At 71.2% G+C, this 23,120-nt stretch carries 24 protein-coding genes; 14 read left to right on the top strand and 10 right to left on the bottom strand.

Going from position 1 to position 23,120, the window contains the following annotated elements:
- The first annotated feature begins 88 nt into the window (after nt 1–88).
- Nucleotides 89–1,087 carry a TAXI family TRAP transporter solute-binding subunit gene (locus ACZ7OY_RS11280; protein ID WP_471911143.1) on the top strand — a complete coding sequence of 333 codons (999 nt, stop codon included), beginning with the start codon at nt 89–91 and terminating at the stop codon, nt 1,085–1,087.
- On the opposite strand, the gene ACZ7OY_RS11285 is transcribed toward ACZ7OY_RS11280, so the two are convergent.
- Nucleotides 1,077–2,483 carry a sensor histidine kinase gene (locus ACZ7OY_RS11285; protein ID WP_471911144.1) on the bottom strand — a complete coding sequence of 469 codons (1,407 nt, stop codon included), beginning with the start codon at nt 2,481–2,483 and terminating at the stop codon, nt 1,077–1,079. The genes ACZ7OY_RS11280 and ACZ7OY_RS11285 overlap by 11 nt on opposite strands.
- 10 nt (nt 2,484–2,493) lie before the next feature.
- On the bottom strand, nt 2,494–3,180 hold the full coding sequence (locus tag ACZ7OY_RS11290) for a response regulator transcription factor (protein ID WP_471911145.1): 687 nt from the start codon (nt 3,178–3,180) through the stop codon (nt 2,494–2,496).
- A 295-nt stretch (nt 3,181–3,475) separates the two neighbouring features.
- Here ACZ7OY_RS11290 and ACZ7OY_RS11295 point away from each other — a divergent pair, with 295 nt between their 5' ends.
- From ACZ7OY_RS11295 to ACZ7OY_RS11345, 11 genes are all read left to right on the top strand, one after another.
- Complete coding sequence (locus ACZ7OY_RS11295) at nt 3,476–4,252, top strand: amino acid ABC transporter ATP-binding protein (protein WP_471911146.1); 777 nt, start codon at nt 3,476–3,478, stop codon at nt 4,250–4,252.
- 89 nt (nt 4,253–4,341) lie between these two features.
- Nucleotides 4,342–5,187, top strand: a complete 846-nt coding sequence (locus tag ACZ7OY_RS11300; RefSeq protein ID WP_471911147.1) for a glutamate ABC transporter substrate-binding protein — start codon at nt 4,342–4,344, stop codon at nt 5,185–5,187.
- Nucleotides 5,188–5,308: 121 nt separating this feature from the next.
- A complete protein-coding gene (locus tag ACZ7OY_RS11305) occupies nt 5,309–5,977 on the top strand; it encodes an amino acid ABC transporter permease (RefSeq protein ID WP_471911148.1) in 669 nt (222 codons plus the stop codon).
- The gene (locus ACZ7OY_RS11310; protein ID WP_471911149.1) at nt 5,974–6,882 is read left to right on the top strand and encodes an amino acid ABC transporter permease; all 909 of its coding nucleotides are present in this window, start codon (nt 5,974–5,976) and stop codon (nt 6,880–6,882) included. Before ACZ7OY_RS11305 ends, ACZ7OY_RS11310 begins: the two co-directional genes overlap by 4 nt.
- Before the next feature lie 232 nt (nt 6,883–7,114).
- Entirely contained in the window at nt 7,115–8,719 is a 1,605-nt protein-coding gene (locus ACZ7OY_RS11315; protein WP_471911150.1) for an FAD-dependent monooxygenase, read from the top strand.
- Between the two features lie 190 nt (nt 8,720–8,909).
- The gene (locus ACZ7OY_RS11320; protein ID WP_309506048.1) at nt 8,910–8,957 is read left to right on the top strand and encodes a hypothetical protein; all 48 of its coding nucleotides are present in this window, start codon (nt 8,910–8,912) and stop codon (nt 8,955–8,957) included.
- A 77-nt stretch (nt 8,958–9,034) separates the two neighbouring features.
- The gene (locus ACZ7OY_RS11325) at nt 9,035–9,580 is read left to right on the top strand and encodes a cupin domain-containing protein (RefSeq protein WP_471911151.1); all 546 of its coding nucleotides are present in this window, start codon (nt 9,035–9,037) and stop codon (nt 9,578–9,580) included.
- Complete coding sequence (locus ACZ7OY_RS11330; protein ID WP_471911217.1) at nt 9,571–9,978, top strand: rhodanese-like domain-containing protein; 408 nt, start codon at nt 9,571–9,573, stop codon at nt 9,976–9,978. The genes ACZ7OY_RS11325 and ACZ7OY_RS11330 overlap by 10 nt, the downstream gene beginning before the upstream one ends.
- A gap of 58 nt (nt 9,979–10,036) precedes the next feature.
- Entirely contained in the window at nt 10,037–10,702 is a 666-nt protein-coding gene (locus tag ACZ7OY_RS11335; protein WP_471911152.1) for a vitamin K epoxide reductase family protein, read from the top strand.
- 604 nt (nt 10,703–11,306) lie between these two features.
- A complete protein-coding gene (gene ctaD / locus ACZ7OY_RS11340; RefSeq protein ID WP_471911218.1) occupies nt 11,307–12,950 on the top strand; it encodes an aa3-type cytochrome oxidase subunit I in 1,644 nt (547 codons plus the stop codon).
- A gap of 3 nt (nt 12,951–12,953) precedes the next feature.
- The gene (locus ACZ7OY_RS11345; protein WP_471911153.1) at nt 12,954–13,403 is read left to right on the top strand and encodes a hypothetical protein; all 450 of its coding nucleotides are present in this window, start codon (nt 12,954–12,956) and stop codon (nt 13,401–13,403) included.
- 189 nt (nt 13,404–13,592) lie between these two features.
- On the opposite strand, the gene ACZ7OY_RS11350 is transcribed toward ACZ7OY_RS11345, so the two are convergent.
- From ACZ7OY_RS11350 to recA, 3 genes are all read right to left on the bottom strand, one after another.
- Nucleotides 13,593–14,564 (bottom strand): sugar ABC transporter substrate-binding protein, encoded by a 972-nt coding sequence (locus ACZ7OY_RS11350; RefSeq protein WP_471911154.1) that lies wholly within the window; start codon nt 14,562–14,564, stop codon nt 13,593–13,595.
- A 252-nt stretch (nt 14,565–14,816) separates the two neighbouring features.
- Entirely contained in the window at nt 14,817–15,695 is an 879-nt protein-coding gene (recX, locus tag ACZ7OY_RS11355; RefSeq protein WP_471911155.1) for a recombination regulator RecX, read from the bottom strand.
- 3 nt (nt 15,696–15,698) lie between these two features.
- Entirely contained in the window at nt 15,699–16,832 is a 1,134-nt protein-coding gene (recA, locus tag ACZ7OY_RS11360) for a recombinase RecA (RefSeq protein ID WP_471911156.1), read from the bottom strand.
- 646 nt (nt 16,833–17,478) lie between these two features.
- Between recA and ACZ7OY_RS11365 the strand changes: the two genes are divergently transcribed.
- Entirely contained in the window at nt 17,479–18,204 is a 726-nt protein-coding gene (locus ACZ7OY_RS11365; RefSeq protein WP_471911219.1) for a hypothetical protein, read from the top strand.
- A gap of 75 nt (nt 18,205–18,279) precedes the next feature.
- Here ACZ7OY_RS11365 and ACZ7OY_RS11370 read toward each other — a convergent pair whose 3' ends face one another.
- A complete protein-coding gene (locus ACZ7OY_RS11370; protein WP_471911157.1) occupies nt 18,280–19,551 on the bottom strand; it encodes an AI-2E family transporter in 1,272 nt (423 codons plus the stop codon).
- 60 nt (nt 19,552–19,611) lie between these two features.
- Nucleotides 19,612–19,803, bottom strand: a complete 192-nt coding sequence (locus ACZ7OY_RS11375; protein ID WP_152893815.1) for a DUF3046 domain-containing protein — start codon at nt 19,801–19,803, stop codon at nt 19,612–19,614.
- Between the two features lie 81 nt (nt 19,804–19,884).
- Between ACZ7OY_RS11375 and ACZ7OY_RS11380 the strand changes: the two genes are divergently transcribed.
- On the top strand, nt 19,885–20,829 hold the full coding sequence (locus ACZ7OY_RS11380) for a prenyltransferase/squalene oxidase repeat-containing protein (RefSeq protein WP_471911158.1): 945 nt from the start codon (nt 19,885–19,887) through the stop codon (nt 20,827–20,829).
- A gap of 12 nt (nt 20,830–20,841) precedes the next feature.
- Here ACZ7OY_RS11380 and ACZ7OY_RS11385 read toward each other — a convergent pair whose 3' ends face one another.
- From ACZ7OY_RS11385 to ACZ7OY_RS11395, 3 genes are all read right to left on the bottom strand, one after another.
- On the bottom strand, nt 20,842–21,150 hold the full coding sequence (locus tag ACZ7OY_RS11385; RefSeq protein WP_471911159.1) for an AzlD domain-containing protein: 309 nt from the start codon (nt 21,148–21,150) through the stop codon (nt 20,842–20,844).
- On the bottom strand, nt 21,147–21,983 hold the full coding sequence (locus tag ACZ7OY_RS11390) for an AzlC family ABC transporter permease (protein ID WP_471911160.1): 837 nt from the start codon (nt 21,981–21,983) through the stop codon (nt 21,147–21,149). Before ACZ7OY_RS11390 ends, ACZ7OY_RS11385 begins: the two co-directional genes overlap by 4 nt.
- Before the next feature lie 210 nt (nt 21,984–22,193).
- Nucleotides 22,194–23,030 carry an AraC family transcriptional regulator gene (locus ACZ7OY_RS11395; RefSeq protein ID WP_471911161.1) on the bottom strand — a complete coding sequence of 279 codons (837 nt, stop codon included), beginning with the start codon at nt 23,028–23,030 and terminating at the stop codon, nt 22,194–22,196.
- Nucleotides 23,031–23,120: the final 90 nt, after the last annotated feature.

The raw sequence follows: 23,120 nt of genomic DNA on the forward strand, positions 1-23,120 counted from the left end.
CCGGCCGGGCCGTTCCCCGCCCCGATTGCACCCGCCGGTCCCCTCGGCCCCTGGCCAGCACCGCGCCTGTGCTGGCAGGATCGCGCCCATGTCCAAGGTGATCCCCCGTATCGGCAGGCGCCGCACCCTGCAGGGCGCGGCCGCCGGTTTCGTGGCGCTCGGGCTGCTGCTGTGGTGGCTGGTGCCGCTCGGCGAGGAGCCGCCGGGCGGGACGATCACGTTCAGCACCGGTACCCCGAGCGGCGTCTACCAGGAGTACGGCCGGCTGCTGCGCAGCGAGCTGGACCGGGACATGCCCGACCTGACGGTGAAGCTGCGGACCAGCGACGGCTCGCAGGAGAACGTCGCGCGCGTGGCCTCCGGACAGGCCGACTTCACCATCGCCGCGGCGGACGCGGTGGAGACGTACGAAGCGAACGGCGGCAAGGGAGCCGCCGGGCTGCGCGGGGTCGCCCGCCTCTACGACGACTACGTCCAGCTCGTCGTCCCGCGCGACTCGGACATCCACTCCGTGGCGGACCTGAGGGGCAGGCGCGTGGCCATCGGGCCGCCCGAGTCCGGGGTGCGGCTCATCGCCGACCGGGTGCTCGGGGCGGCCGGCATCGACGCGCGCAAGGACATCACCCCCGAGCCCGACGGCATAGGCACCGCCCCCGACCGGCTGAGGTCCGGTGGGATCGACGCCTTCTTCTGGTCCGGCGGCCTGCCGACGGACGGTGTGCGCAGGCTCGCCGAGGGCTTCTCCCTGCGGTTCGTGCCCATAGAGCCCGATCTCGTGACGAAGCTGCACGGGAAGGGCGACGTCACCCGGTACTACCGCGCCACCAACATGCCGGAGTCCGCCTACCCGACCGTGCAGAACGGAGCGGTCGTGCCGACGATGGCGGTGTCCAACCTGCTGATCACCCGGGCGGACATGGACCCCCGGCTCACCGAGTGGGTCACCCGGACCGTGATCAAGAGCCGGGACGGCATCGGCGCGCACGTCCACTCGGCCCAGCTGGTCGACCTGCGCACGGCGATCTACACCGATCCGCTCCGGCTGCACGAGGGCGCCCGGCGCTACTACCGGTCGGTCAAGCCGTAGGCTCCGCCCGCGGGAGCGTCACCGTCACCCGCAGTCCGCGCGGCTCGTTGTGGCCGTAGGAGATCGTGCCGCCGCCGGCCGCCAGCAGGACCCGGGAGATCGACAGACCGAGACCGGATCCCTTGACGTTCTGGTGCCGGCCGCTGCGCCAGAAGCGGTCGCCGACCCGGCCGAGTTCCTCCTCGGTGAGTCCGGGGCCGTTGTCGGTGACGACGACGGTCGAGGTGGCGCCGTGGGAGGCGACGGTCACCTCGACGGTCTCGTCCCCGGGCGTGAACTTCACCGCGTTGTCCATCACCGCGTCCAGCGCGCTGGACAGGGTGATCGGGTCGGCCCAGGCGGTGACGGGCGGGCAGTTGCCCACCAGCCGTACCCCCTTGGCCTCGGCGGTCGGTGCCCAGGCCGCGACCCGCTCGGCGGCCAGCGCGCCGATGTCGGTGAGCGTGAGGTCCGCGTCGGCGTGCTCGGCGAGCGCCAGGTCGAGCAGGTCGTCGAGGACCTGCGCCAGGCGCTTGCCCTCGGTGCGGACGGAGGCGATCTCCTCGTTGCCGTCGGGCAGTTCGAGGGCGAGCAGTTCGATGCGCAGCAGCAGGGCCGCGAGCGGGTTGCGCAACTGGTGCGAGGCGTCGGCGACGAACGCGCGCTGCTGCTCCAGCACGTCCTCGACGTTGTCCGCCATCTCGTTGAACGAGCGCGCCAGCCTTCTGAGTTCCGGGGGTCCACCGCCCACCGCGACCCGGGACTTCAGGCGTCCGGTGGCGATGTCGTGGGTGGTGGCGTCCAGCACCCGCACCGGTCTGAGGACCCAGCCGGTCAGCCGCAGGGCGGCGCCGACGGCCAGCAGCATCGCGGCGATCTCGCCCGCGCCGACGATCAGCCAGCCGTGCAGGATCCGGGCCCGCATCGCCCCGGTGGGCGAGTCGGTGACCACCACCGCGACGACGTCTCCGTCCCGGATGACCGGCGACGCGACCACGAGATGACGGCGCTGCCAGGGCCAGACCTGCTCCGGGTCGTGGCTGCGGCGGCTGAGCAGCGCTTCGCCGAAGGCCTCCCGCACCTCGCCCGCCGGCGGGAGGAACCAGTCGGCGGGTGCCTGAGCCATGGGGGTGTCGGTGCGGTAGAACACCCCGGCACGAATGCCGTAGACCTTGTAGTAGCTGGCGAGTTCGTCGTTGAGCGTCTCCTTGCGCTCGTCCCGGTTCGTGGTACGCGAACCGCCGGGCACCTCGGTGACGAACTGGGCGAGGGCGGCGAAGCGCGCCGTGTCGTCGATACGGTCGACGACGACCTTCTGCTGCTGGGCCGCGGCCACGCTGGCGGCGAGCGGGACTCCGAGAGCGAGCAGCACGGCCGCCATCAGGACGATGAGCAGCGGCAGCAGACGGGTGCGCAAGCCGTCCCCGCTAGGCGTCCGGGGCGACGAGCCGGTAGCCCACGCCGCGTACCGTCTCGATCAGGGCGGGCAGCCGCAGTTTGGCGCGCAGGGACGCCACGTGCACCTCCAGGGTGCGGCCGGTCCCCTCCCAACTGGTGCGCCAGACCTCGCTGATGATCTGCTCGCGACGGAAGACGACACCGGGGCGCTGGGCGAGCAGCGCGAGCAGGTCGAACTCCTTGCGGGTCAGCGCGACGACCGAGCCGTCCACGCTGACCTGGCGGGTGGGCAGTTCGATGACTACGGGCCCCAGGCGCAGCGCGCTGTCGGTGGCGCCGGAGGCGTCCTCGGGCACGGTGCGCCGGCTGACGGCGTGGATACGGGCGAGCAGTTCACCGGTGTCGTACGGCTTGACCACGTAGTCGTCGGCACCGAGGTTGAGCCCGTGGATGCGCGAGCGCACGTCGGCACGGGCGGTCACCATGATCACCGGCGTGGCGGTGCGCTTGCGGATCTTGCCGCACACCTCGTAGCCGTCCTGGTCGGGCAGGCCCAGGTCCAGCAGGACCACCCCGAAGCCGGGGCCTTCGGGGACGAGCGCCTGGAGGGCCTCCTCCCCGCTGCGGGCATGCGTGACCTCGAAGCCGTGCCGCGCCAGGACCGCGGACAGCGCGGCGGCGACGTGGTTGTCGTCCTCGACGAGGAGCAGTCTCACCCCCGCCCCCTCCGGTTCATCGGTCGTACGGCGTCGGTACGAAGTCGTTGGATAGGTCACGTGCACGCGCGTGTGCACCATGGCAGTCACGCTGATGGACGACAACGGCGTCAAGGGGGTTCCGGCTCCGGGCACGTTCCGTTACCCGGCCGATACGCGCCCCGGGCGCAACTGCTACGACACGTGTCCGATTGCTATCGGATCGTGATGCTCAGATTCCCCTCAGATGTAATGACGCTGGTCGTGCGGCATCACTACTGTCCTGCGAAACCGAGGAGGACGGAGCCTTGAAGCGATGACCGAAGTATCGGTGGCCAAGGAGGACGCGGCCGCGACCGACGAACTGGTCGTCCTGAAGAGCGTCAACAAGCATTTCGGCGCGTTGCACGTGCTCCAGGACATCGATCTGACGATCGCCCGCGGCGAGGTCGTCGTGGTCATCGGGCCCTCCGGGTCCGGCAAGTCCACCCTGTGCCGCACCATCAACCGGCTGGAGACCGTCGATTCGGGCACGATCACGATCGACGGCAGGCCGTTGCCCCAGGAGGGGCGGGACCTGGCCCGGTTGCGTGCCGACGTCGGGATGGTCTTCCAGTCCTTCAATCTCTTCGCGCACAAGACCGTGCTCGAGAACGTGACGCTGGCCCAGATCAAGGTCCGCAAGGCGAACAAGCAGCAGGCCCAGGAGAAGGCGCGGGCACTGCTGGACCGGGTCGGTGTGGGCGCGCAGGCCGACAAGTACCCCGCGCAGCTCTCCGGCGGGCAGCAGCAGCGCGTCGCCATCGCGCGGGCTCTGGCGATGGACCCGAAGGTCATGCTCTTCGACGAGCCGACGTCGGCTCTCGACCCGGAGATGATCAACGAGGTGCTGGAGGTCATGCAGCAGCTCGCCCGGGACGGCATGACGATGATCGTCGTCACCCACGAGATGGGCTTCGCCCGCTCGGCCGCGGACCGCGTGGTCTTCATGGCGGACGGACGCATCGTCGAACAGGCCGTGCCCGAGCAGTTCTTCAGCAACCCGCGCAGCGACCGCGCCAAGGACTTCCTGTCGAAGATCCTGCACCACTGACCGCGTCCGGCACGCCCGTCGTGCCCCCGATGACTCGCGTCACCCGCACCTGACGGCCCGCTTTCCCTCATCACCGAAGGATGTTCACCATGAAGCTCCGCAAGGTCACCGCCGCCTCGGCCGTCGTACTCGCCCTCGCGCTGAGTGCCACCGCCTGTGGTGGCGACAAGAAGGACAACGACAGCGGCAGCTCCGGCTCCGGCGGCGGCAAGATCAAGATCGGCATCAAGTTCGACCAGCCCGGTCTGGGCCTGCAGAAGCCCGACGGCACGTACGCCGGCTTCGACGTCGACGTGGCGACCTATGTGGCCAAGGAACTCGGCTACACGCCCGACAAGATCGAGTGGGTCCAGACCAAGAGCGCCGACCGTGAGAACGCGCTCGCCCGCGGCGACGTGAAGTTCATCGCGGCCACCTACTCCATCAACGACGAGCGCAAGCAGAAGGTCGACTTCGCCGGCCCCTACCTGCTGGCCCACCAGGATCTGCTGATCAAGAGCGACTCGACCATTTCCAAGGGCACGGACCTCAACGGCAAGAAGCTGTGTTCCGTGACCGGTTCGACCTCGGCGCAGAACGTGCAGAAGACGATCGCTCCGGACGCGCAGCTCAAGGAGGTGAGCTCCTACTCGGAGTGCATCGCCGCCCTCCAGAACGGTGCCGTGGACGCGGTGACCACCGACGACTCGATCCTCGCCGGCTTCGCCTCCCAGGACCAGTACAAGGGCAAGTTCAAGCTCGCCGGTCTGAAGCTGAGCAACGAGAACTACGGCATCGGCGTCAAGAAGGGCGACACCGCGACCGTCAAGAAGATCAACGACGCCCTGAAGAAGATGGTCAGCGACGGCTCCTGGCAGAAGGCCGTCGACGCGAACTTCGGCCCGGCGAACTACAAGAGCGAGCCCGCCCCGACGATCGGCAACATCGTCAAGTGACGCGAGGCTCCGGCCGAGCAACGCAGGGTTCCCAGGACGCGGCGCCACCCGCCACCTGACAGGCGGGTGGCGGCGCGCCACACCCTCCACGTACGCCACACACCCGGAAGCGCGGGAGATCGTGTTCGACTTTCTTGAAGGTTACGACGTCCTCGGGGCGTTCTGGACGACGGTGGAACTCACCGCCCTCTCCGCCGTCGGCTCCCTCGTCTGGGGCACCCTGCTGACGGCGATGCGGGTCAGCCCGGTCCCGCTCATGCGCGGCTTCGGCACCGCCTACGTGAACATCGTGCGGAACATCCCCCTGACGGTCATCATCGTCTTCTCCTCGCTGGGCCTGGCCGACATCTTCGGCGTCACCATGGGCGCGTCCGACGACTTCAAGGTCCAGGGCTTCCGGCTGGCGGTGCTCAGCCTCTCCGCCTACACGGCGGCCTTCGTCTGCGAGGCGATCCGCTCCGGCATCAACACCGTGCCCGTGGGACAGGCGGAGGCGGCCCGCGCCATCGGGCTGAGCTTCAGCCAGTCACTGCGGCTGATCGTGCTGCCGCAGGCCTTCCGGGCGGTGATCGCCCCGCTGGCGAACGTGCTGATCGCCCTGACCAAGAACACCACCGTGGCGGCCGCTATCGGCGTGGCCGAGGCCGCCACCCTGATGAAGACGATGCTCGAGAACGAGGCCCAGACCCTCGCCATCGGCGCGTTCTTCGCCCTCGGCTTCGTGGTGCTGACCCTGCCCACCGGCCTCCTCCTCGGCTGGGTCGGCAAGCGCATGGCGGTGAAGCGATGAGTTCCGTCCTCTACGACGCCCCCGGCCCGCGGGCCAGACAGCGCAACATCGTCATCTCTGTCGTCTTCTTCCTCCTGCTCGCCCTGCTGCTGTGGTGGGCGTGGGGGATGATGGACGACAAGAACCAGCTCGAATGGGCCCTGTGGGAGCCCTTCGTCACCGCCCAGGCCTGGAACACCTACCTGCTGCCGGGGCTCGGCAGCACGCTGAAGGCCGCCGCGCTCTCCATGGTCATCGCGCTTCCGCTGGGCGCGGTCTTCGGCATAGCCCGGATGTCCGACCATCGCTGGGTCCGCATCCCGGCCGGAGTGGTGGTGGAGTTCTTCCGGGCGGTGCCGGTACTGCTGCTGATGCTGTTCGCGATGGAGTTCTACGTCCGGTCCACGGATGTCTCCAGCGACGACCGGCCGTTCTACGCGGTCGTCACCGGTCTGGTGCTCTACAACGCCTCGGTCCTCGCCGAGGTCGTCCGGGCCGGCATCCTCGCCCTGCCCAAGGGGCAGACGGAGGCCGCGTACGCGGTCGGTCTGCGCAAGGGCCAGACGATGACCAGCATCCTGCTGCCGCAGGCCGTCACGGTGATGCTGCCGGCCATCGTCAGCCAGCTGGTCGTCATCGTGAAGGACACCGCGCTGGGCGGTGTGATGCTCACCTTCCCCGAGCTGATGAGCGCGCGCAGCACCCTCGCGGCCAACTACGCCAACGTCATCCCCAGCTTCATCGTGGTGGGGATCATCTTCGTGCTGCTGAACTTCGCCCTCACCTCCTTCGCCTCCTGGCTGGAGCGCCGGCTGCGCCGCAGCAAGCGGGGCACCGGCAAGGTGCTCGGCGCCGAGGACGTCGAGGAGCTCAACGCCGCGGAGGTCGGGGGCTCCTTCGGCGCCGGCGCGGGCGGCAGCATCTGACACTCGCTCAAGTGGCGGGTGCGGCCCGGGAACAGTGGCGTGACCAGTGCGGAAACCTGCCGGAAGCCGTCGGGTGACCGATACGGAGGCCGTGGCGTGATCGCCACGGCCTCCGTCACTTGACGCAAGCAGCGGCAATAGGTTGCATACGTTCTGTGATCGTGCACCCTGCCCCGTCCTCCTGCTCACCCACGTCCCCCAGGACGTCGCCGCGGGCAGGAGGCGCAGCGCCGTGGACCCGGTGATCATCGTCGGTGCGGGGCCCGTGGGGCTCACGCTCGCCCTGGCGCTGGCCCGTCAGGAGGTGCCCTCGGTCGTCCTGGACGAGGGACCGGGCAAGGACGAACCCCGCCTCGCGCGCACGGTCGTACTGCGCGCGGACACCGCCGCGCTCGTGGAACGGCTGACCGGGGTGCCGCTCGCCGAGGAGGGCGTGCGCTGGGCCGGATGGCGGTCGCTGCGGCGCAAGCAGGTGATGCGCGAGATCACCTTCGACGACACCGAACCCGGACCGCTGCACCTCGCCCAGCACGTGCTGACCGGCGCCCTGCGCGCGGCCGTCGCCGGCGAGCGGCTCGTCAAGGTCGCCGTGGACAGCCGTCTGGACGCCGTCGAGCAGGAGTCCTCCGGCGTCACGGCCCGCACCCGGGGCGACAAGGGCACCTGGTGGCGCGGCAGTTACCTGGTGGGCTGCGACGGTCCGCGCTCGACGGTCCGCAAACTTCAGGACATCCGCTTCCCGGGCCGCACCGCGGTGGAACGACACGCCGTGGCCGCGCTGCGCACGGAACTTCCCTGGACCGACGAAGCGTTGATCCATCGGATGCCGCCCTGGCGGACGTCCGGGCCCTGGGCCGGAGAGGTCACCGCACGCCCGCTGCCGGACGGCGCCTGGCGGCTGGACTGGCTGCTGCCGCCCGGCAGCAAGGACCTGGTCACCCCCGAGCTCCTGGTGACCCGGGTCCGGGAGACCCTGGCCGGCTGGACGGACGGCTCCACACCGCCGTACGAACTGCTGGACACCGGCGTCCACACGGTCCACCACCGGCTGGCCCGCCGCTGGCGCGTGGGGCGGGTCTTCCTCGCCGGGGACGCCGCCCATCTGCTCGGCACGCTCGGCACCCAGGGGCTGGACGAGGGGCTCAGGGACGCCGACAACCTCGCCTGGAAGCTGGCGCTCGCCTGGCACCACGGCCCGCACGAGACACTGCTCGACAGTTACCAGACGGAGCGGCGCGCCGTCGTCGCCGCCCGGCTGCGCGCCGCCGACCAGGTACTGCCGCTGCTGCGCGGCGGCGGCGGGCTCCGGGCCTTCGTCCCCGGCTCGGCCCGGGGTCACGAGGCTCTGCTCACCGACGGCCACCTCGGCCGCGGCCCGCTGGGGGAACCCGGTGGGTACGCCGGCTCCCCGCTCACGCCGCCGCTCCTGGAGGCCGAGGTCCCCGTGGACACCCCGCCGGGCACCCAGGTCGCGGACGTACGGGTGACGGCGGAGGACGGCTCCTTCGTACCGCTCCGGGAGCGGCTGGGCCGGGGGGCGCTGCTCGTCGTCCTGATCGCACCGGGCACGGGGGTGTGGGAGCGCAAGCACTGGGTGACGGCCGGGATCATGCCCCGGCTCGCCGCCGCGGTGACCGCGCTGCCGCACCCGGCGGAGCTGCTGGTCGCCGAGAGCTACCCCGGCGCGGCCGCCCACACCGTGCTCCTCGTCCGCCCCGACGGCCATCTCGTCACCGCCCTGAACGGCGTGCGCCCGGCCGACCTGTACGCGGCGGCCGAGGCGACGCTCGGCGGCCCGGCCCGCAGAGAGGCGACGGTCGGCTCCGCCTCGACGTGACCGCATTGCGCACTTGGGCACATGAGCACACGGTCCGGTGGGCTGCGGGCGCGCCCCCGCGCGGCCACCCGCGCGCGACTCACCGTCACCCTGTGGTCCGCATAGTGACAGTGAGTTGACCGTCCGGCACCGGCATGGTCTACTCCGGATCGTGACCGACACCTGCGTGCGCCTTTGGCGGAGGGTCCATATGGACCTCGTCCGCTACGCGGGCTGCGTGTGTCGCCCGTCCTGCTGAATTCGCATCCCTCTTCACCCGCGCGCGCCGCCCTTCGCCGCCGCGCGCTCTCGCGAACGCTGACCAGGACGGTGCCCGTGCCTCTCACTCCCTCTGCCCCCGTCTCCGCCTCCGTGCCCCACCCGGCCCAGGCCCTCACGCAGGCGGACCTCCTCGACTTCGTACGGCGCACCGCCGCCAACACCGAGTTGATCGCCTCGCTCCCGCTGGACCCGCAGGGCCGCACCTGGGTGCGCCTGGACGGGCCAGGCGGCAGCGAGGCCTGGCTGATCGGCTGGCCGCCCGGCAGCGGCACCGGCTGGCACGACCACGCGGAGTCGGTCGGTGCCTTCCTCACCGCGCGGGGCGAGCTCAAGGAGAACTCGCTCGCCGCGCGCCTGCCCGCCGACGGCTGGAAGACCCTGGAACTCTCCGACGGCGTCGACCGGCAGCGTCGGCTCCCGGCGGGCCGGGGCCGCTCCTTCGGCCGCCACCACGTCCACGAGGTCCTCAACGAGTCCGCCGCCGAGCACGCGATCTCCGTACACGCCTACCACCCCCCGCTGCCGCAGATCCGCCGCTACAGCCGTACCGGACCGGTGCTGCGGCTGGAGCACGTCGAGCGCCCGCAGGACTGGCAGTGAGCGCCCCGGGCGAGCGCCGGCCGACCGGCATCGACGAGCTGCTGGAGCGGGTGCGCGAGGGCTACGAGCGGATCGAGGCGCCAGCGGCGTACGAGGCCGCTCGGGCGGGCGAGGCACTGCTGGTGGACATCCGGTACGCGGCACTGCGCGAGCGGGACGGCCTGATCCCCGGCGCGCTCGTCATAGAACGCAACGAGCTGGAATGGCGCCTCGACCCGCAGGGCAGCCACCGCGTCCCGGAGGCCACCGGCCACGATCTGCGCATCGTCGTGATCTGCAACGAGGGTTACGCCTCCAGCCTGGCCGCCGCGTCCCTGCACCAGCTGGGCCTGCACCGGGCGACCGACCTGGTCGGCGGTTTCCAGGCGTGGCGGACGGCGGGGCTTCCGGTCGCCTAGGGCCTGTCCTGGGGCTCGCCGGGAGTCGACACGCCGACCGCGACGCGGGAACACCCCGATGACCGGCACCACCACGACCGTGCGCCACCCCACCGCCGGGACGGAGGGCGGCGGACGCGAACGGAGCACCGTACCGGCGGGCGGCACCGGAGCCTCCCGCGCCTTCGCCTGGCTGCTGATCGTCTCCGGCGCGCTCGGCGTCCTCGCCTCTTTCGTGATCACCGTCGACAAGTTCCAGCTGCTGCAGGACCCGCACTTCTCACCCTCGTGCAACCTGAGCCCGATCCTGTCCTGCTCCGACGTGATGAAGAGCGCCCAGTCGTCCGTGTTCGGCTTTCCGAACCCGTTGCTGGGCCTGCTCACCTATCCGGTGGTCGTCGCCGTCGGATTCGCGCTGCTGGCAGGGGCCCGTTTCCGCCGGTGGTTCTGGCTGGCTCTGAACGTCGGCACGCTGTTCGGCGCGGGCTTCTGCATGTGGCTGATGACCCAGGCGCTGTACGAGATCGGCGCGTTGTGCCTGTGGTGCTGCCTGGCCTGGGCGGCCACCATCGCCATGTTCTGGTACACCACCGCGCACAATCTTCGGCACGGGTTCGTCCGCGCGCCCCGCGAAGTGGTCGCGGGTGTACTGGAGTTCCACTGGGTGGTGCCGGTCACCTGGTGTCTGGGCATCGTGATGCTGATCGCCACACGCTGGTGGGACCACTGGCAGACGCTGCTCTGAGTTCCTCCGTCTCCCGGCCGGCCGGGTCTCCTCGTGTGTCGAGGCGACCCGGCCGGCGCGAACGGTTCGGCGCGGGCTCTCACCCCTGCGCCGGCCTCGGCGAGGAACTGGCCGTTCGTCGTGCGCACGATGGTGGCCAGGTCGGTGTCGAACTGCTTGCCGCTCTCCGCGTTCAGCCGGGACGCGAAGCCCTGCTGTTGTGGCGACGGCTGGTCGGGCAGTGCGATGCCCAACCGGACGGCGACGTCGCGGCAGGCGGCGCCCTGCACCGCGAGGCGGCCCGCCACGCCGAGGAGCGGGGGCCGGCGCTCAGCGGAGCGAAGAGGGGCCGTTGGGCCCTACCGGGGGACCGGACAGGGGCTGTTGGGCCCTATCCGGACCGGGTGCCCCACAGCTGATCATGTGACGGCGGCCGGGAAGGGCCAGGTCCATTCCCGCACTTCTGGTCCTTCCCGGCACGTCGACGACATCAATCCGATCGACATCGACCCGATCGGCATCGACCGATCGGCATCAACCGATCGGCATCGACTGATGGGGAGGACACCGTCCGGTGGACGAGATACAACAGCCGAGGACCGCACGGCCGGGTGCCGGCGTCGCCGTGGCAGACGGTCCGCCCGGACCTGCGGCAGGACCGGCGCCCCGGCCGGCGTGGACGGACTGGCTGACGACCACCGACCACAAGAAAATCGGGACGATGTACCTGGTCACGGCGTTCGCGTTCTTCCTCGTCGGCGGCGTGCTGGCGCTGGTGATGCGCGCCGAACTCGCCCGTCCCGGCCTGCAGATCATGTCGAACGAGCAGTTCAACCAGGCCTTCACCATGCACGGCTCGATCATGCTGCTGATGTTCGCGATGCCCCTGTTCACCGGCTTCGCCAACTGGATCATGCCGTTGCAGATCGGTGCCCCGGACGTGGCCTTCCCCCGGCTGAACATGCTGGCCTACTGGCTGTTCCTGTTCGGCTCGTCGATCGCCGCGTTCGGCTTCCTCACCCCGGACGGCGCCGCCGACTTCGGCTGGTTCCTGTACGCGCCGCTGTCCGACGCCGTCCACTCCCCGGGCGTGGGCGCCGATCTGTGGATCATGGGCGTCGCCCTGTCCGGCTTCGGGAGCATCCTCGGCGCGGTCAACTTCATCACCACCATCATCTGCATGCGTGCGCCGGGCATGACCATGTTCCGGATGCCGATCTTCACCTGGAACGTGCTGCTGACCGGCGTCCTGGTCCTGATCATCTTCCCGGTGCTGGCCGCCGCGCTGTTCGCGCTGGAGTGCGACCGCAAGTTCGGCTCCCACGTCTTCGACGCGGCCAACGGGGGCGCGCTGCTGTGGCAGCACCTGTTCTGGTTCTTCGGCCACCCGGAGGTGTACGTCCTCGCCCTGCCGTTCTTCGGCATCGTCTCCGAGGTGCTCCCGGTCTTCGCCCGTAAGCCGATGTTCGGCTACATGGGCCTGATCAGCGCCACCATCGCCATCGCCGGCCTGTCCGTGACCGTGTGGGCCCATCACATGTACGTCACCGGCGGTGTCCTGCTCCCCTTCTTCTCCTTCATGACCTTCCTCATCGCGGTCCCGACCGGCGTGAAGTTCTTCAACTGGATCGGCACCATGTGGAGGGGCTCCCTGAGCTTCGAGACGCCGATGCTCTGGGCCACCGGCTTCCTGATCACCTTCGTCTTCGGCGGGCTGACCGGCGTGATCCTCGCCTCGCCGCCGATGGACTTCCACCTGTCCGACTCGTACTTCGTGGTCGCGCACTTCCACTACACGGTCTTCGGTACGGTCGTGTACGCGATGTTCGCCGGCTTCCACTTCTGGTGGCCCAAGTTCACCGGCAAGATGCTCGACGAACGCCTCGGCAAGATCACCTTCTGGACGCTGACGGCCGGTTTCCACACGACCTTCCTGGTCCAGCACTGGCTCGGCGTCGAGGGCATGCCCCGCCGCTACGCCGACTACCTCGCCGCCGACGGCTTCACCGCCCTCAACACCCTGTCCACCATCGGCTCGTTCCTGCTGGGACTGTCGATCCTGCCGTTCCTCTACAACCTGTGGAAGACCGCGAAGTACGGCACGAACGTCGAGGCCGACGACCCCTGGGGCTACGGCCGCTCACTGGAGTGGGTCACCTCCTGCCCGCCGCCGCGCCACAACTTCGTCTCCCTGCCCCGCATCCGCTCCGAATCCCCGGCCTTCGACCTGCACCACCCGGAGATCGCCGCACTCGAGGAAGTGGGCTGAGCCGTGGCAGGAACCGTTCCGGCGCTGGGCGCCGCGCTGCTGACCGCCGCCGGCTGCGTCTGGTACGTCCCTGCCGTCGCCGACCTGCGCGCGGGCGCCGACCGGCCGGTCTCCCGCCGTACCGCGGCGGTGGCCTGCCTGACCGGCTGGACGACGCTCGCCGCCGTCGCCGTACTGCTCTTCGCCGGCGCGGCGTGGCAGGCGGAGTGCGCAACGGCGACGGCGGGCGCGACCGTCGCGGCCGTCCTGCGGATCCGTGCCGCCGCACAGCACCGTCACGAGGTCCGGGAGACCGTCCGGCACTGGGCGGCGCTGGCCCCCGGCCTGCCCGGGCACGGCCGGGGCGACGACCGCCCTCGATACGTCCTCGCGTCCCTTCTCGCCTGCGGCCTGGTCGCCACCGTGGTCACCACGTCCGTCGCGATGACCATGGGCTCCGGCGGCGGGAACTGAGCGACGGCCGCCTCCACGGCCACCGTCACCGGCGCGGCTCTCACCGAGTTCCGGGCTCTCACCGAGTTGCGGCCGTGGCGGGGTCGGCGGCTCCAGGAGGGGACATTTCCGGGGACGTCTCCCGCTTGCGCCCAGGATGCCGAGCCCGACGCTCGCCCCTGGGCGGCAGCGGCCCGATCACCGGTCTGCTCACAGGTCGTCCGACGGGCAGTAGAGCGGGGCCGTGTCCGCGTTGTCCTTGGTGACCAGCCGCAGGGACGTCCGGGCGATCCTGTCGACCCGGTCATCCTCACGCAGCAGGGCCACGGCGTTGGTGACGGCCAGTGCGCCGGTGTCCGCGGCCGAGTTGGCGACCGTGGCGGAGAAACGGCCGTCCTTGAGGGCGGCCAGGGCCTCGTCGGTGCCGTTGACCGTCACGATCCTGACGTCCTCGGCGCCGGCCGCGTCGAAGGCCTTGCGGACCGCGAAGGCCATCTCCTCGTTCGCGACGAAGGCGTAGTCGAGGTCCGGGTGGTCCTTGATCATGCTCTTCGCGACCTCCCGCGCCCGGCTCGGGTCGAACATGCCGGCTCCGGTCGCGACCACCTCGGCGTTGGCAGGCAGGGCACCCTTGAAGCCGCCCACGAGGAGGTCGGAGGCGGCGCCGGGGGCGCCCGCGACGATGCCGACCCGGACGTCCTTACCGGCCGCGTCCTCGCCGATCCAGCCGGCGTCGAGGCTGCCGACCTTTTTCAGGTCGACCACCACGGCGCCGAGCAGGCCGGACGTGTCGTCGGGGACGACCGAGGTCAGGAAGATCGGGATGCCGGAGGCCTTCGCCCTGGCGATGTCGTCCTCGAGGGCGTGGACGTCGACGGTCTGCACGATCAGCGCGTCGACCTTCTTCGCGATCATCTCCTTGATGTTGGTCAGCTCGGTGGCGGCGTCCTGGTGCGAATCGGCCGTGTAGAGCCTGGCCCGGTAGTTCTTCGCCTCCGCCTCCACGGCCGCCTGGAGACAGGTGTGGAACTTCGTCGTACCGCCGTTGACGAAGCCGAAGGTGAGCGGCCCGGTGACCGCGTCCGAGGCCGCCTCCTGCCCCAGACCGCATCCGCTGAGCAGCAGGCTGGTACCGAGGGCCGAGGCGACCAGCGCTCTTCGGGGACGAGCGGGCACGGGCATGTCTGGGCCGCCTTTCGGACGCATTCGGGGATGCAGCGGCATGCCACGACCATCGGGATGTACGGCGACGGAAGTGCGCGGAACCGCAGGACGGCAGCAGACGGTACAGCCGGGGTGAAGAAGGACACCCTCCCGGGAACGCAACGTAAAGCTGCGCGCCACAGACCCCTCTCGCGACGCGGCAGCCTCTAGTGTCGAACAGCTCGGCAGGACCTCTCGCGGGGGTCTTGCGGGGGTCTCGCGGGGGCGCGCTCAGCCCTCGTCGTACCCGTAGTGGTCTCCGTCGGCGAGGAACTCCGTGTCCTCGCCTTCCTCCTCCAGTGCCTGTCGGACCACCCGCAGGGCCAGGCCCTGGGAGTAGCCCTTGCGGGCGAGCATGCCGGCGAGGCGTCGCAGCCGTTTGTCACGGTCGAGCCCGCGGGTGGTGCGCAGCTTGCGGGCGACGAGTTCGCGCGCGGTCGCCTCCTCCTGCTCCGAGTCGAGCCGGCCGACGGCTTCGTCGATCAGGGTGGAGTCGACGCCCTTGGTCCGCAGTTCCTGGGCGAGAGCGCGCCGGGCCAGACCCCGGCCGTGGTGCCGGGACTCCACCCAGGCGCCCGCGAACGCGCCGTCGTCGATCAGCCCGACCTCCTCGAACCGCGACAGCACCGCGTCGGCGACATCGTCCGGGACGTCCCGCTTGCGCAGGGCGTCCGCGAGCTGCTTGCGCGTGCGTGGGGTCCCGGTGAGCAGGCGCAGACAGATCGCCCGCGCCCGCTCAGCCGGGTCTCCCGAGGACTCCCCCTGCTCGGCCCTCGACGAGGAGGAGGAGTCTTCGTCCTGTGGGTCGCCGGACGGCTGCGTGGCAGCGCGCCGCCGGCGACCGCGTCCGCCGCGCCCCGCAGAGCCCTCGCGCGACGTCGGCTCACCCCCGTACGCGTCATGGTCCGGCCCCCCGTGGCCGTGACCTCCGTCGTCCGGCACCGCGTACCCGTAACCGCCGACTTCCGGCCCCTCGTACCCGTGACCGCCCTCGTCGGGTCCCCCGTACGGGCCGCTGTCCACGCCTCCGGGGCCGCCCCGGCCTCGCCTTCCCCGCCTGGGCGGGGCGTCGAGGCGGTCGTACTCGGCCCAGTCGGTTCGTCGTGTCACGGGTCAGCTCTTGGCAGCCGCGGCCTTGGTCCTGGTGGCCTTGGCAGCGGCGGGAGCGGGCACGGTCTTCGCGGCCTCGTCCGCGGCCGCGGTCGCCGGGGCCGCCGCGTCCGTACCCGACTGCGCGGTGGGCTCCTCCGGCCGCACACCGACGCCGAGCTTCTCCTTGATCTTCTTCTCGATCTCGTTGGCCAGGTCGGGGTTGTCCTTCAGGAAGTTGCGCGCGTTCTCCTTGCCCTGGCCGAGCTGGTCGCCCTCGTACGTGTACCAGGCACCGGCCTTGCGGACGAAGCCGTGCTCCACGCCCATGTCGATCAGGCCGCCCTCACGGCTGATGCCCTGGCCGTAGAGGATGTCGAACTCGGCCTGCTTGAAGGGCGGCGCGACCTTGTTCTTGACGACCTTGCAGCGGGTGCGGTTGCCGACCGCCTCGGTGCCGTCCTTCAGGGTCTCGATACGACGGATGTCGATGCGCACGGAGGCGTAGAACTTCAGGGCCCGGCCACCGGTCGTGGTCTCCGGGGAGCCGAACATCACGCCGATCTTCTCGCGGAGCTGGTTGATGAAGATCGCGGTGGTCTTCGACTGGTTGAGCGCGCTGGTGATCTTCCGCAGGGCCTGGCTCATCAGACGGGCCTGGAGACCCACGTGACTGTCGCCCATCTCACCCTCGATCTCCGCGCGCGGGACGAGCGCGGCGACCGAGTCGATGACGATGAGATCGAGCGCACCGGAGCGGACCAGCATGTCCACGATCTCCAGCGCCTGCTCGCCGTTGTCCGGCTGGGACAGGATCAGGTTGTCGATGTCGACGCCGAGCTTCTTCGCGTACTCGGGGTCGAGTGCGTGCTCCGCGTCGACGAAGGCGACCTGGCCGCCGGCCTTCTGCGCGTTCGCCACCGCGTGCAGGGTCAGGGTCGTCTTGCCGGAGGACTCCGGGCCGTACACCTCCACCACGCGGCCGCGCGGCAGGCCGCCGACGCCCAGGGCGACGTCGAGTGCGGTCGACCCGGTGGGGATGACCTCGATGGGCTCGTTCGGGCGCTCGCCCAGGCGCATCACCGCGCCCTTGCCGAATTGCCGTTCAATCTGTGCGAGCGCGGCGTCGAGCGCCTTCTCGCGGTCGGTTCCTGCCATGGGTTCCACCCGGTTTGCTTGAGTCGATCGCTTCACGTCAAAGACGCTAACGCCTGCCACTGACAATGCGCCCCGACGCCGGTCCGGCCTGTGGATAACTCGGGCACCTACCCCACCAAACCGGGCTTAAATGCCGCCCGAGAACCATGCCGGAGCCTCCATGAGAATGGATGTTCGATTTTCGTGTCAAGCGCACCACGCGCCACCTCCGAGCCTACGTTCACGCACCGACGGCGCCCCGGATCCGGCGCCGGGACCGCCCGGCAGGCCCCAAGCCGCCCGGCAGGCCCCGAGCCGCCCGGCAGACCTCGACAGACCTCGACAGGCCCCGGAAGGCTCCGGCAGGCCCCGGCTACTTCCCCCGGCGTACGCCGACCGCCTCCGGCCGGACGACGACGGCGCGCGCCGTTCCCGCGAGGCTCGAGCCATGAACAGCAGCGACGGGGCCGTGCCCGGCAGCAGGGAGACCGGCCGGCGAGACGGCCGCGCAGACGGCCACGCAGACGGCCACGCAGACGGCCACGCAGACGGCCGGGACAACGCTCGGGGAGCCGGCCCCGGAGACAGCCGGAAGGACAGCCGGGCGGACGGCCGTGGGCGCGGTCTCCCCAGCTCCGCCCTCGCCCTCGACCCGCCGGGCCCGGCCGTGGACCGCCGCCTGCTGGTGACCGGCCTGCTCCTGGTCCTCTCCGGGCTCCTGCATCTCCTGGTGTTCGCCGTCGACGGCGGACCCTGGGACGGCCCCGTCTCCTGGCGCAAGCCGGTGACCTTCGGACTGTCCTTCGGCGTGACCCTGATCACGGTCGCCTGGGTCACGTCGTACCTGCGCATGGGGCGCCGACTGCGCTCCGGGCTGCTGGCGGTCTTCGCGGCGGACTGCGTCGTGGAGGTCGGGGGGATCACCCTCCAGGCGTGGCGCCGGGTGCCCTCGCATCTCAACATGGAGACCCCCTTCGATACGGCGGTGTCCATGACGCTCGCGGTGGGCGGGGGTGTGCTCGTGGTGCTGCTGACCCTGTTCGCGGTCCTGTCCTTCCGGAACCGGCCGACGGGCCCCGCGGGCATGCCGCTGGCGGTGCGTTCCGGGTTCGCGGTCCTGCTCGTCGCGCTGGCCTCGGGCGCCGCGATGATCGCGCGGGGGGTCGTGCTCACCCGTACCGGCCATCAGGAGGCCGCCTACCATTCGACGGCTTCGCTGAAGCCGCTGCACGGGGTCAGCCTGCACGCGATCCTGGTCCTGCCCGCGCTGGCCTGGCTGCTGTCCCGCACGTCCTGGAGCGAGCCGGTCCGGCACCGGATCGTGGCCGTGGGGGTCGGCTGCTACGCCGTCGCCGTCGCCGCCGCCGGGGTGTGGGCGGTCCTCACGTACTGACCGGGTCCGGTCCTCACGTACTGACCGGGTCCGGGCCGGACGTACTGACCGGGTCCGGGCCGGGCTCTGCGCGCGTCAGTCGGACTCCCGGTCGGCCTCCTGGACGGAACCTCCGTCCGACCGGGTGTCCGGGGACCGCCGTGCCAGCTGCCACGCGCGCGTGAACAGACTGGAACCCGCGCCTCGTCTTCGGTGCCCGTGCACCCGGGGATCGTCCGTGACGGCGTACCGCTTCACATACGCGCCGAGGAACGCCTGCAGCGTGGCGACCGCGGGGATGGCGATCAGCGCGCCGACCGCGCCGAGCAGGGCGGTGCCCGCCACGACCGACCCGAAGGCGAGCGCGGGATGGATGTCGACGGTCTTCGACGTCAGCTTGGGCTGCAACACGTAGTTCTCGAACTGCTGGTAGATCACGACGAAGACCAGCACCCACACCGCGTACCAGGGGTTGACGGTGAAGGCGATCAACATGGGCAGGGCGCCCGCGAGATACGTGCCGATGGTGGGGACGAACTGGGAGACCACACCCACCCACAGACCGAGCACGGGCGCGTACGGGATGCCCAGGGCCTCCAGCAGGATGTAGTGGGCGACGCCCGAGATCAGCGCCATCAGTCCGCGCGAGTACAGATAGCCGCCGGTCTTGTCGACGGCGATCTCCCAGGCACGCAGCACCTCGGCCTGCCGGGCGGGCGGCAGCACGGAGCAGATGGTGCGGCGCAGCCGTGGCCCGTCGGCGGCGAAGTAGAACGAGAACAGCGCGACCGTCAGCAGCCGGAAGAGGCCGCCGAGCACCTGCGTGGACACGTCCAGCACGCCCGCGGCGCTGTTCTGCGCGTACCTCCGCAGCCAGTCGGAGTGGAGCAGGCCCTCCTGGACGTCGACCCGTCTGAGGTGGGTGTGGAACGTGGTGTTGATCCAGTTGATGACCGAGTCGAGATAGTCCGGGAAGCCCTCGATCATCTTGATGATCTGCCCGGCGAGCATGGACCCGAGCAGGACGACGAAGCCGGCCGTGGCGATCAGCAGTCCGAAGAACACCAGGAAGGTGGCGAGCCCCCTGCGCATGCCGTGGGCGGCCATCCAGCTCACCGCGGGCTCTATGGCGAGCGCCAGGAAGAACGCGATGACTATGTTGATCAGCAGTCCGGTCAGCTGGTGGAAGGCCCAACTGCCGAGCTGGAACACAGCGATGAGTGAGAGCGCGAGCACCATGGCGCGCGGCAGCCAGCGGGGCATGCGCGCGGCCGCCCCGGCGGCCGCGTCCACCGGCGGGGCCGGCGGCGGCGTGCCGAACGGGGCTGTGTGCGGAGCGGACTGTCCGGTCTCGTCAGTGGGTGCCACGGATCAAGTCTCGCCCACGCCGCCGACAACCGGTCACCGCATACCGATCTTCGTGCCCGTTCAACGCTTCTCCTGCGGTACGCCCATCACCGTGCAGACCACCCGCCACACGTCCTTGGCCGCCCAGCCGGCCGCCAGTGCCTCGTGCACCGTACGCCCGCCGAGTTCCGACATCACATGATCGCGTGCGAACGTCTCGGCGCCCGCACCGAAGTGCTCCGCCATCCGCTGCCAGAAGACCGTCAACCGCATGAATCCAGTATCCCGCCCCCTGGGAGTGGGCCCGCGCCGGGACCGCTTGCCGAGACCGCTTTCCGTCCTACGGTCTGACGCATGTCCGCAACAGGAGCTTCCGCACCCCCCTCGACGCCCCCGGCCCGTTCCCCGCTCTTCCGCGCCGAGCAGTTCGTCTGGCTCACCGCGCGCGTGCTGGAGCAGCGCCTCTTCGCGTATCACTTCCTCAACGGCAGTCCCGATCCGGTGGAGACGGCGCTGGACGCCTACCGCAACCAGGACGGCGGGTACGGCAACGCGCTGGAACCGGATCTGCGCGGCCCGGTCAGCCAGCCGCTGCACACCGCGCACGCCCTGCGCGTCCTGGACTCCATCGGACGCTGCGGCGGTCAGCGGGTGGAGCGGGTGTGCCGCTACCTGACCGCCGTGTCCACGCCGGACGGCGCGCTGCCCGCCGTCCACCCCAGCCAGCGCGGCTACCCGGCGGCCCCCTTCGTCCCGATCGTGGACCAGCCGCCCAGCGAACTCCTGGCCAGCGGGCCGGTGGTGGGTGTGCTGCACCGCAACGAGGTGTGGCACGCCTGGCTGTTCCGGGCCACGGACTTCTGCTGGCAGCAGGTCGAGTCCCTGGAGAAGTCCCACCCCTACGAGATCGAGGCCGCCGTGGCCTTCCTGGACTCCGTTCCCGACCGCCCGCGCGCGGAGGCGGCCGCCGACCGTCTGGGCCGCCTGGTGCGTGAGCAACGGCTGGTGGCCCTGGACCCGGACCGTCTCGACACGTACCCCGTCGCGCCGGGCTACGCCCCGGGCGAGTACCACTTCCCGCACGACTACGCCCGCACCCCGCGTTCCCTCGCGCGCGCGTGGTTCACGGACGAGGAGGTGAGCCGCTCGCTGGACTTCCTCGCGAGCGAGCAGCGGGAGGACGGCGGCTGGCCCCTGCGCTGGCGGCAGTGGGCCGCGGGCCCCACGCTGGAGGCCCGTCCGATGGTGACCGTCGAGGCACTGCGCACGCTCAGGGCGTACGGCCGCTCGGTCGGCTGAGCGGACCCCCGATCAGCCGCCCAGGGCCCGTACCCCCGCGGTCACCAGCACGGCTGCCGCGACGACCAGCAGGAACGGCGCGCGCAGCACGAGCGCCACCGCCGCCGCGGCAAGCCCCGCGGCCCTGGCGTCCAGCACGACCGTGTGCCCGTCGGCGAAGGTCTGCTGGGCCGTGAGGGCGGCGAGCAGGGCGACCGGCAGCAGCGCGGCGAGCCGCCGGACGAGCGGGCGCTCGAGTGCCCCCGCGGGGACGAGCAGTCCGGCGAGTTTGGCGGCGTAGCAGCCGAGGGCGGTCGCGCCGATGGCGATCCACGTGTTCAACGGTCCTCCTTCTCCACAGGGCCGGGTTCCGCGAAGGCGGGTTCCGCAAGGGCGGGTCCCGTGCGGCCGGGATCCACCCGGTCGCGTTCCGCCGGCTCGTGTTCCGCCAGGTCACGCGTCCCGCCCCGGCGGCGGCCGGTCGCGTAGAGGACGACCGGCGCCGCGAGCGCGGCCACCAGGACGGGCACCCCCGCGGGCAGTACCGACAGCAGCCCGAGGCCGAGCAGGACCGCGAGACCCGCGACGGCCCGCTCGGTGGTGGACCTCAGCATCGGGGCCAGCAGCGCCAGGAAGACCGCGGGTCCTGCCGCGTCGAGACCCCAGGCGCCGGTGTCCCCGATGGCCTCGGCGCCCAGCGCGCCGAGCAGGGTGGTGAGGTTCCACAGCAGGTAGAGGCTGAGCCCGGTGACGGTGAACCCCAGGCGGGCGCTGCGCCGGGTCGGCTGCGCCAGCGCGACGGCGGTCGTCTCGTCGATGACCCAGTGGGCGGCGAACGGACGCACCGCGCGCGGAAGGGCCAGCAGCTGCGACAGACGCAGTCCGTAGAACGCGTTGCGCACCCCCAGGAAGAACGCGCCCGCGGCGGCCGTGAACGGGTTGCCGCCGGCCGCGAGGGCCCCCACCAGCGCGAACTGGGACGCCCCGGTGAACACCAGGAGGCTGAGGACACAGGTCTGCGCCGGTGTGAGTCCGCTGCCGGCCGAGGTCACCCCGAAGGCGAAGCCGGACAGTCCTACGGCGACCCCGACTCCGAGGGCGTCCCGTACGACGGCGCCGTCGGGTTTCTCCCCGTGTCCGGCGCGCCTGTCCGCGAGTGCTGTCTGTTCTGTCACGTTCCGGACGGTACGGACGGCCGCGGCCGCGCGTCTTGTACGTTCTTGCGCTCGTATACGCCCTTGCGCTCGTGTCCGTACGTCCTAACGGTCGTGTACGTCCTGACGCCCGCGCACGCCCTTGCGCCCGCGCACGCCCTTGCGCTCGTGCACGTCCTCACGCCCGCGCACGCCCTCATGCCCGCGTACGTCCTAACGCCTGCGTACGTCCTAACGCCCGCGTACGCCCTGGCGCTCGCGCTGGTAGGCGCCCGGGGGCACGCCCACGATCCGCGCGAAGTGGCGGTTGAGGTGCGGCTGGTCGGCGAACCCGACCGCGAGCGCGGTCTCCGCGGGCGCCGTCCCCGCGTCCAGCAGCCGTCGCGCCCGGCGCACCCGGGCGTCCGTGAGCCAGGTGTGCGGCGGCATCCCGTAGACGTCCCGGAACGCGCGGAGCAGCGCGAACGGGCTGGTCCCGAGGTCGGACGCCAGCCGTTCCAGGGTCGGCGGCGCGGCCATCCGCTCCTCCAGCACGGCACGCGCGCGTGCCGCGGTCCGGGCGCCTGCGGTGCGTACCTCGCGCCGTGGCAGAGGGCCGCCGTTCAGCCGGAGCAGCCGGGTCACCGCGACCCGTAGCAGGGTGTCGGCGGCCAGCGCGTCGCCCTCGTCCGCGGCACGCAGCACCTGGTGCACCAGTGCGACGGTGCGCGGGTCGTCGAGGACGGGGCTGACGAATCCCGGGGTGCCCCGCAGGGCGGTCGTCTCGGCCGCTATCTCCGACACGAGCTCCGGCGAGGGGTACACGGCTCCGTACCGCCAGCCCTCGGGCACCCCCGCCCGTCCGGTGTGCGGGGTGTCGGGGTTGACCAGGGCGACCGCTCCGGCACCCGCGTACTGGTCGCCGCCGCCGTGGTGGAAGACCTCCACGCCCTCCGCGATGGCGGCGATCACGAAGTTCTCGTGGGTGTGCCGCACGAAGGTCTTGCGCACGTACCGGGCGCGCAGCAGATCGACCCCCGGCAGTTCCGCGTACTGCCAGTGCCGTGCCCGCTCGCCCGAAACTGCCATAGGGGTCATTCTCCGCCACGGCCGGTCGCACGGCGATCGCCGGGTCCGCGAATTGCCAGCATTCGCGCAGGTCAGGGCGATTGTCAGTGG

Source organism: Streptomyces sp. NPDC107559 (genome assembly GCF_055657365.1).

Coding starts and splice junctions, on each gene's coding strand:
- ACZ7OY_RS11280 (WP_471911143.1), top strand. CDS start 89: ATGTCCAAGGTGATCCCCCGTATCGGCAGGCGCCGCACCCTGCAGGGC.
- ACZ7OY_RS11295 (WP_471911146.1), top strand. CDS start 3,476: ATGACCGAAGTATCGGTGGCCAAGGAGGACGCGGCCGCGACCGACGAA.
- ACZ7OY_RS11300 (WP_471911147.1), top strand. CDS start 4,342: ATGAAGCTCCGCAAGGTCACCGCCGCCTCGGCCGTCGTACTCGCCCTC.
- ACZ7OY_RS11310 (WP_471911149.1), top strand. CDS start 5,974: ATGAGTTCCGTCCTCTACGACGCCCCCGGCCCGCGGGCCAGACAGCGC.
- ACZ7OY_RS11335 (WP_471911152.1), top strand. CDS start 10,037: ATGACCGGCACCACCACGACCGTGCGCCACCCCACCGCCGGGACGGAG.
- ACZ7OY_RS11350 (WP_471911154.1), bottom strand. CDS start 14,564: ATGCCCGTGCCCGCTCGTCCCCGAAGAGCGCTGGTCGCCTCGGCCCTC.
- recA (WP_471911156.1), bottom strand. CDS start 16,832: ATGGCAGGAACCGACCGCGAGAAGGCGCTCGACGCCGCGCTCGCACAG.
- ACZ7OY_RS11375 (WP_152893815.1), bottom strand. CDS start 19,803: ATGCGGTTGACGGTCTTCTGGCAGCGGATGGCGGAGCACTTCGGTGCG.
- ACZ7OY_RS11380 (WP_471911158.1), top strand. CDS start 19,885: ATGTCCGCAACAGGAGCTTCCGCACCCCCCTCGACGCCCCCGGCCCGT.
- ACZ7OY_RS11395 (WP_471911161.1), bottom strand. CDS start 23,030: ATGGCAGTTTCGGGCGAGCGGGCACGGCACTGGCAGTACGCGGAACTG.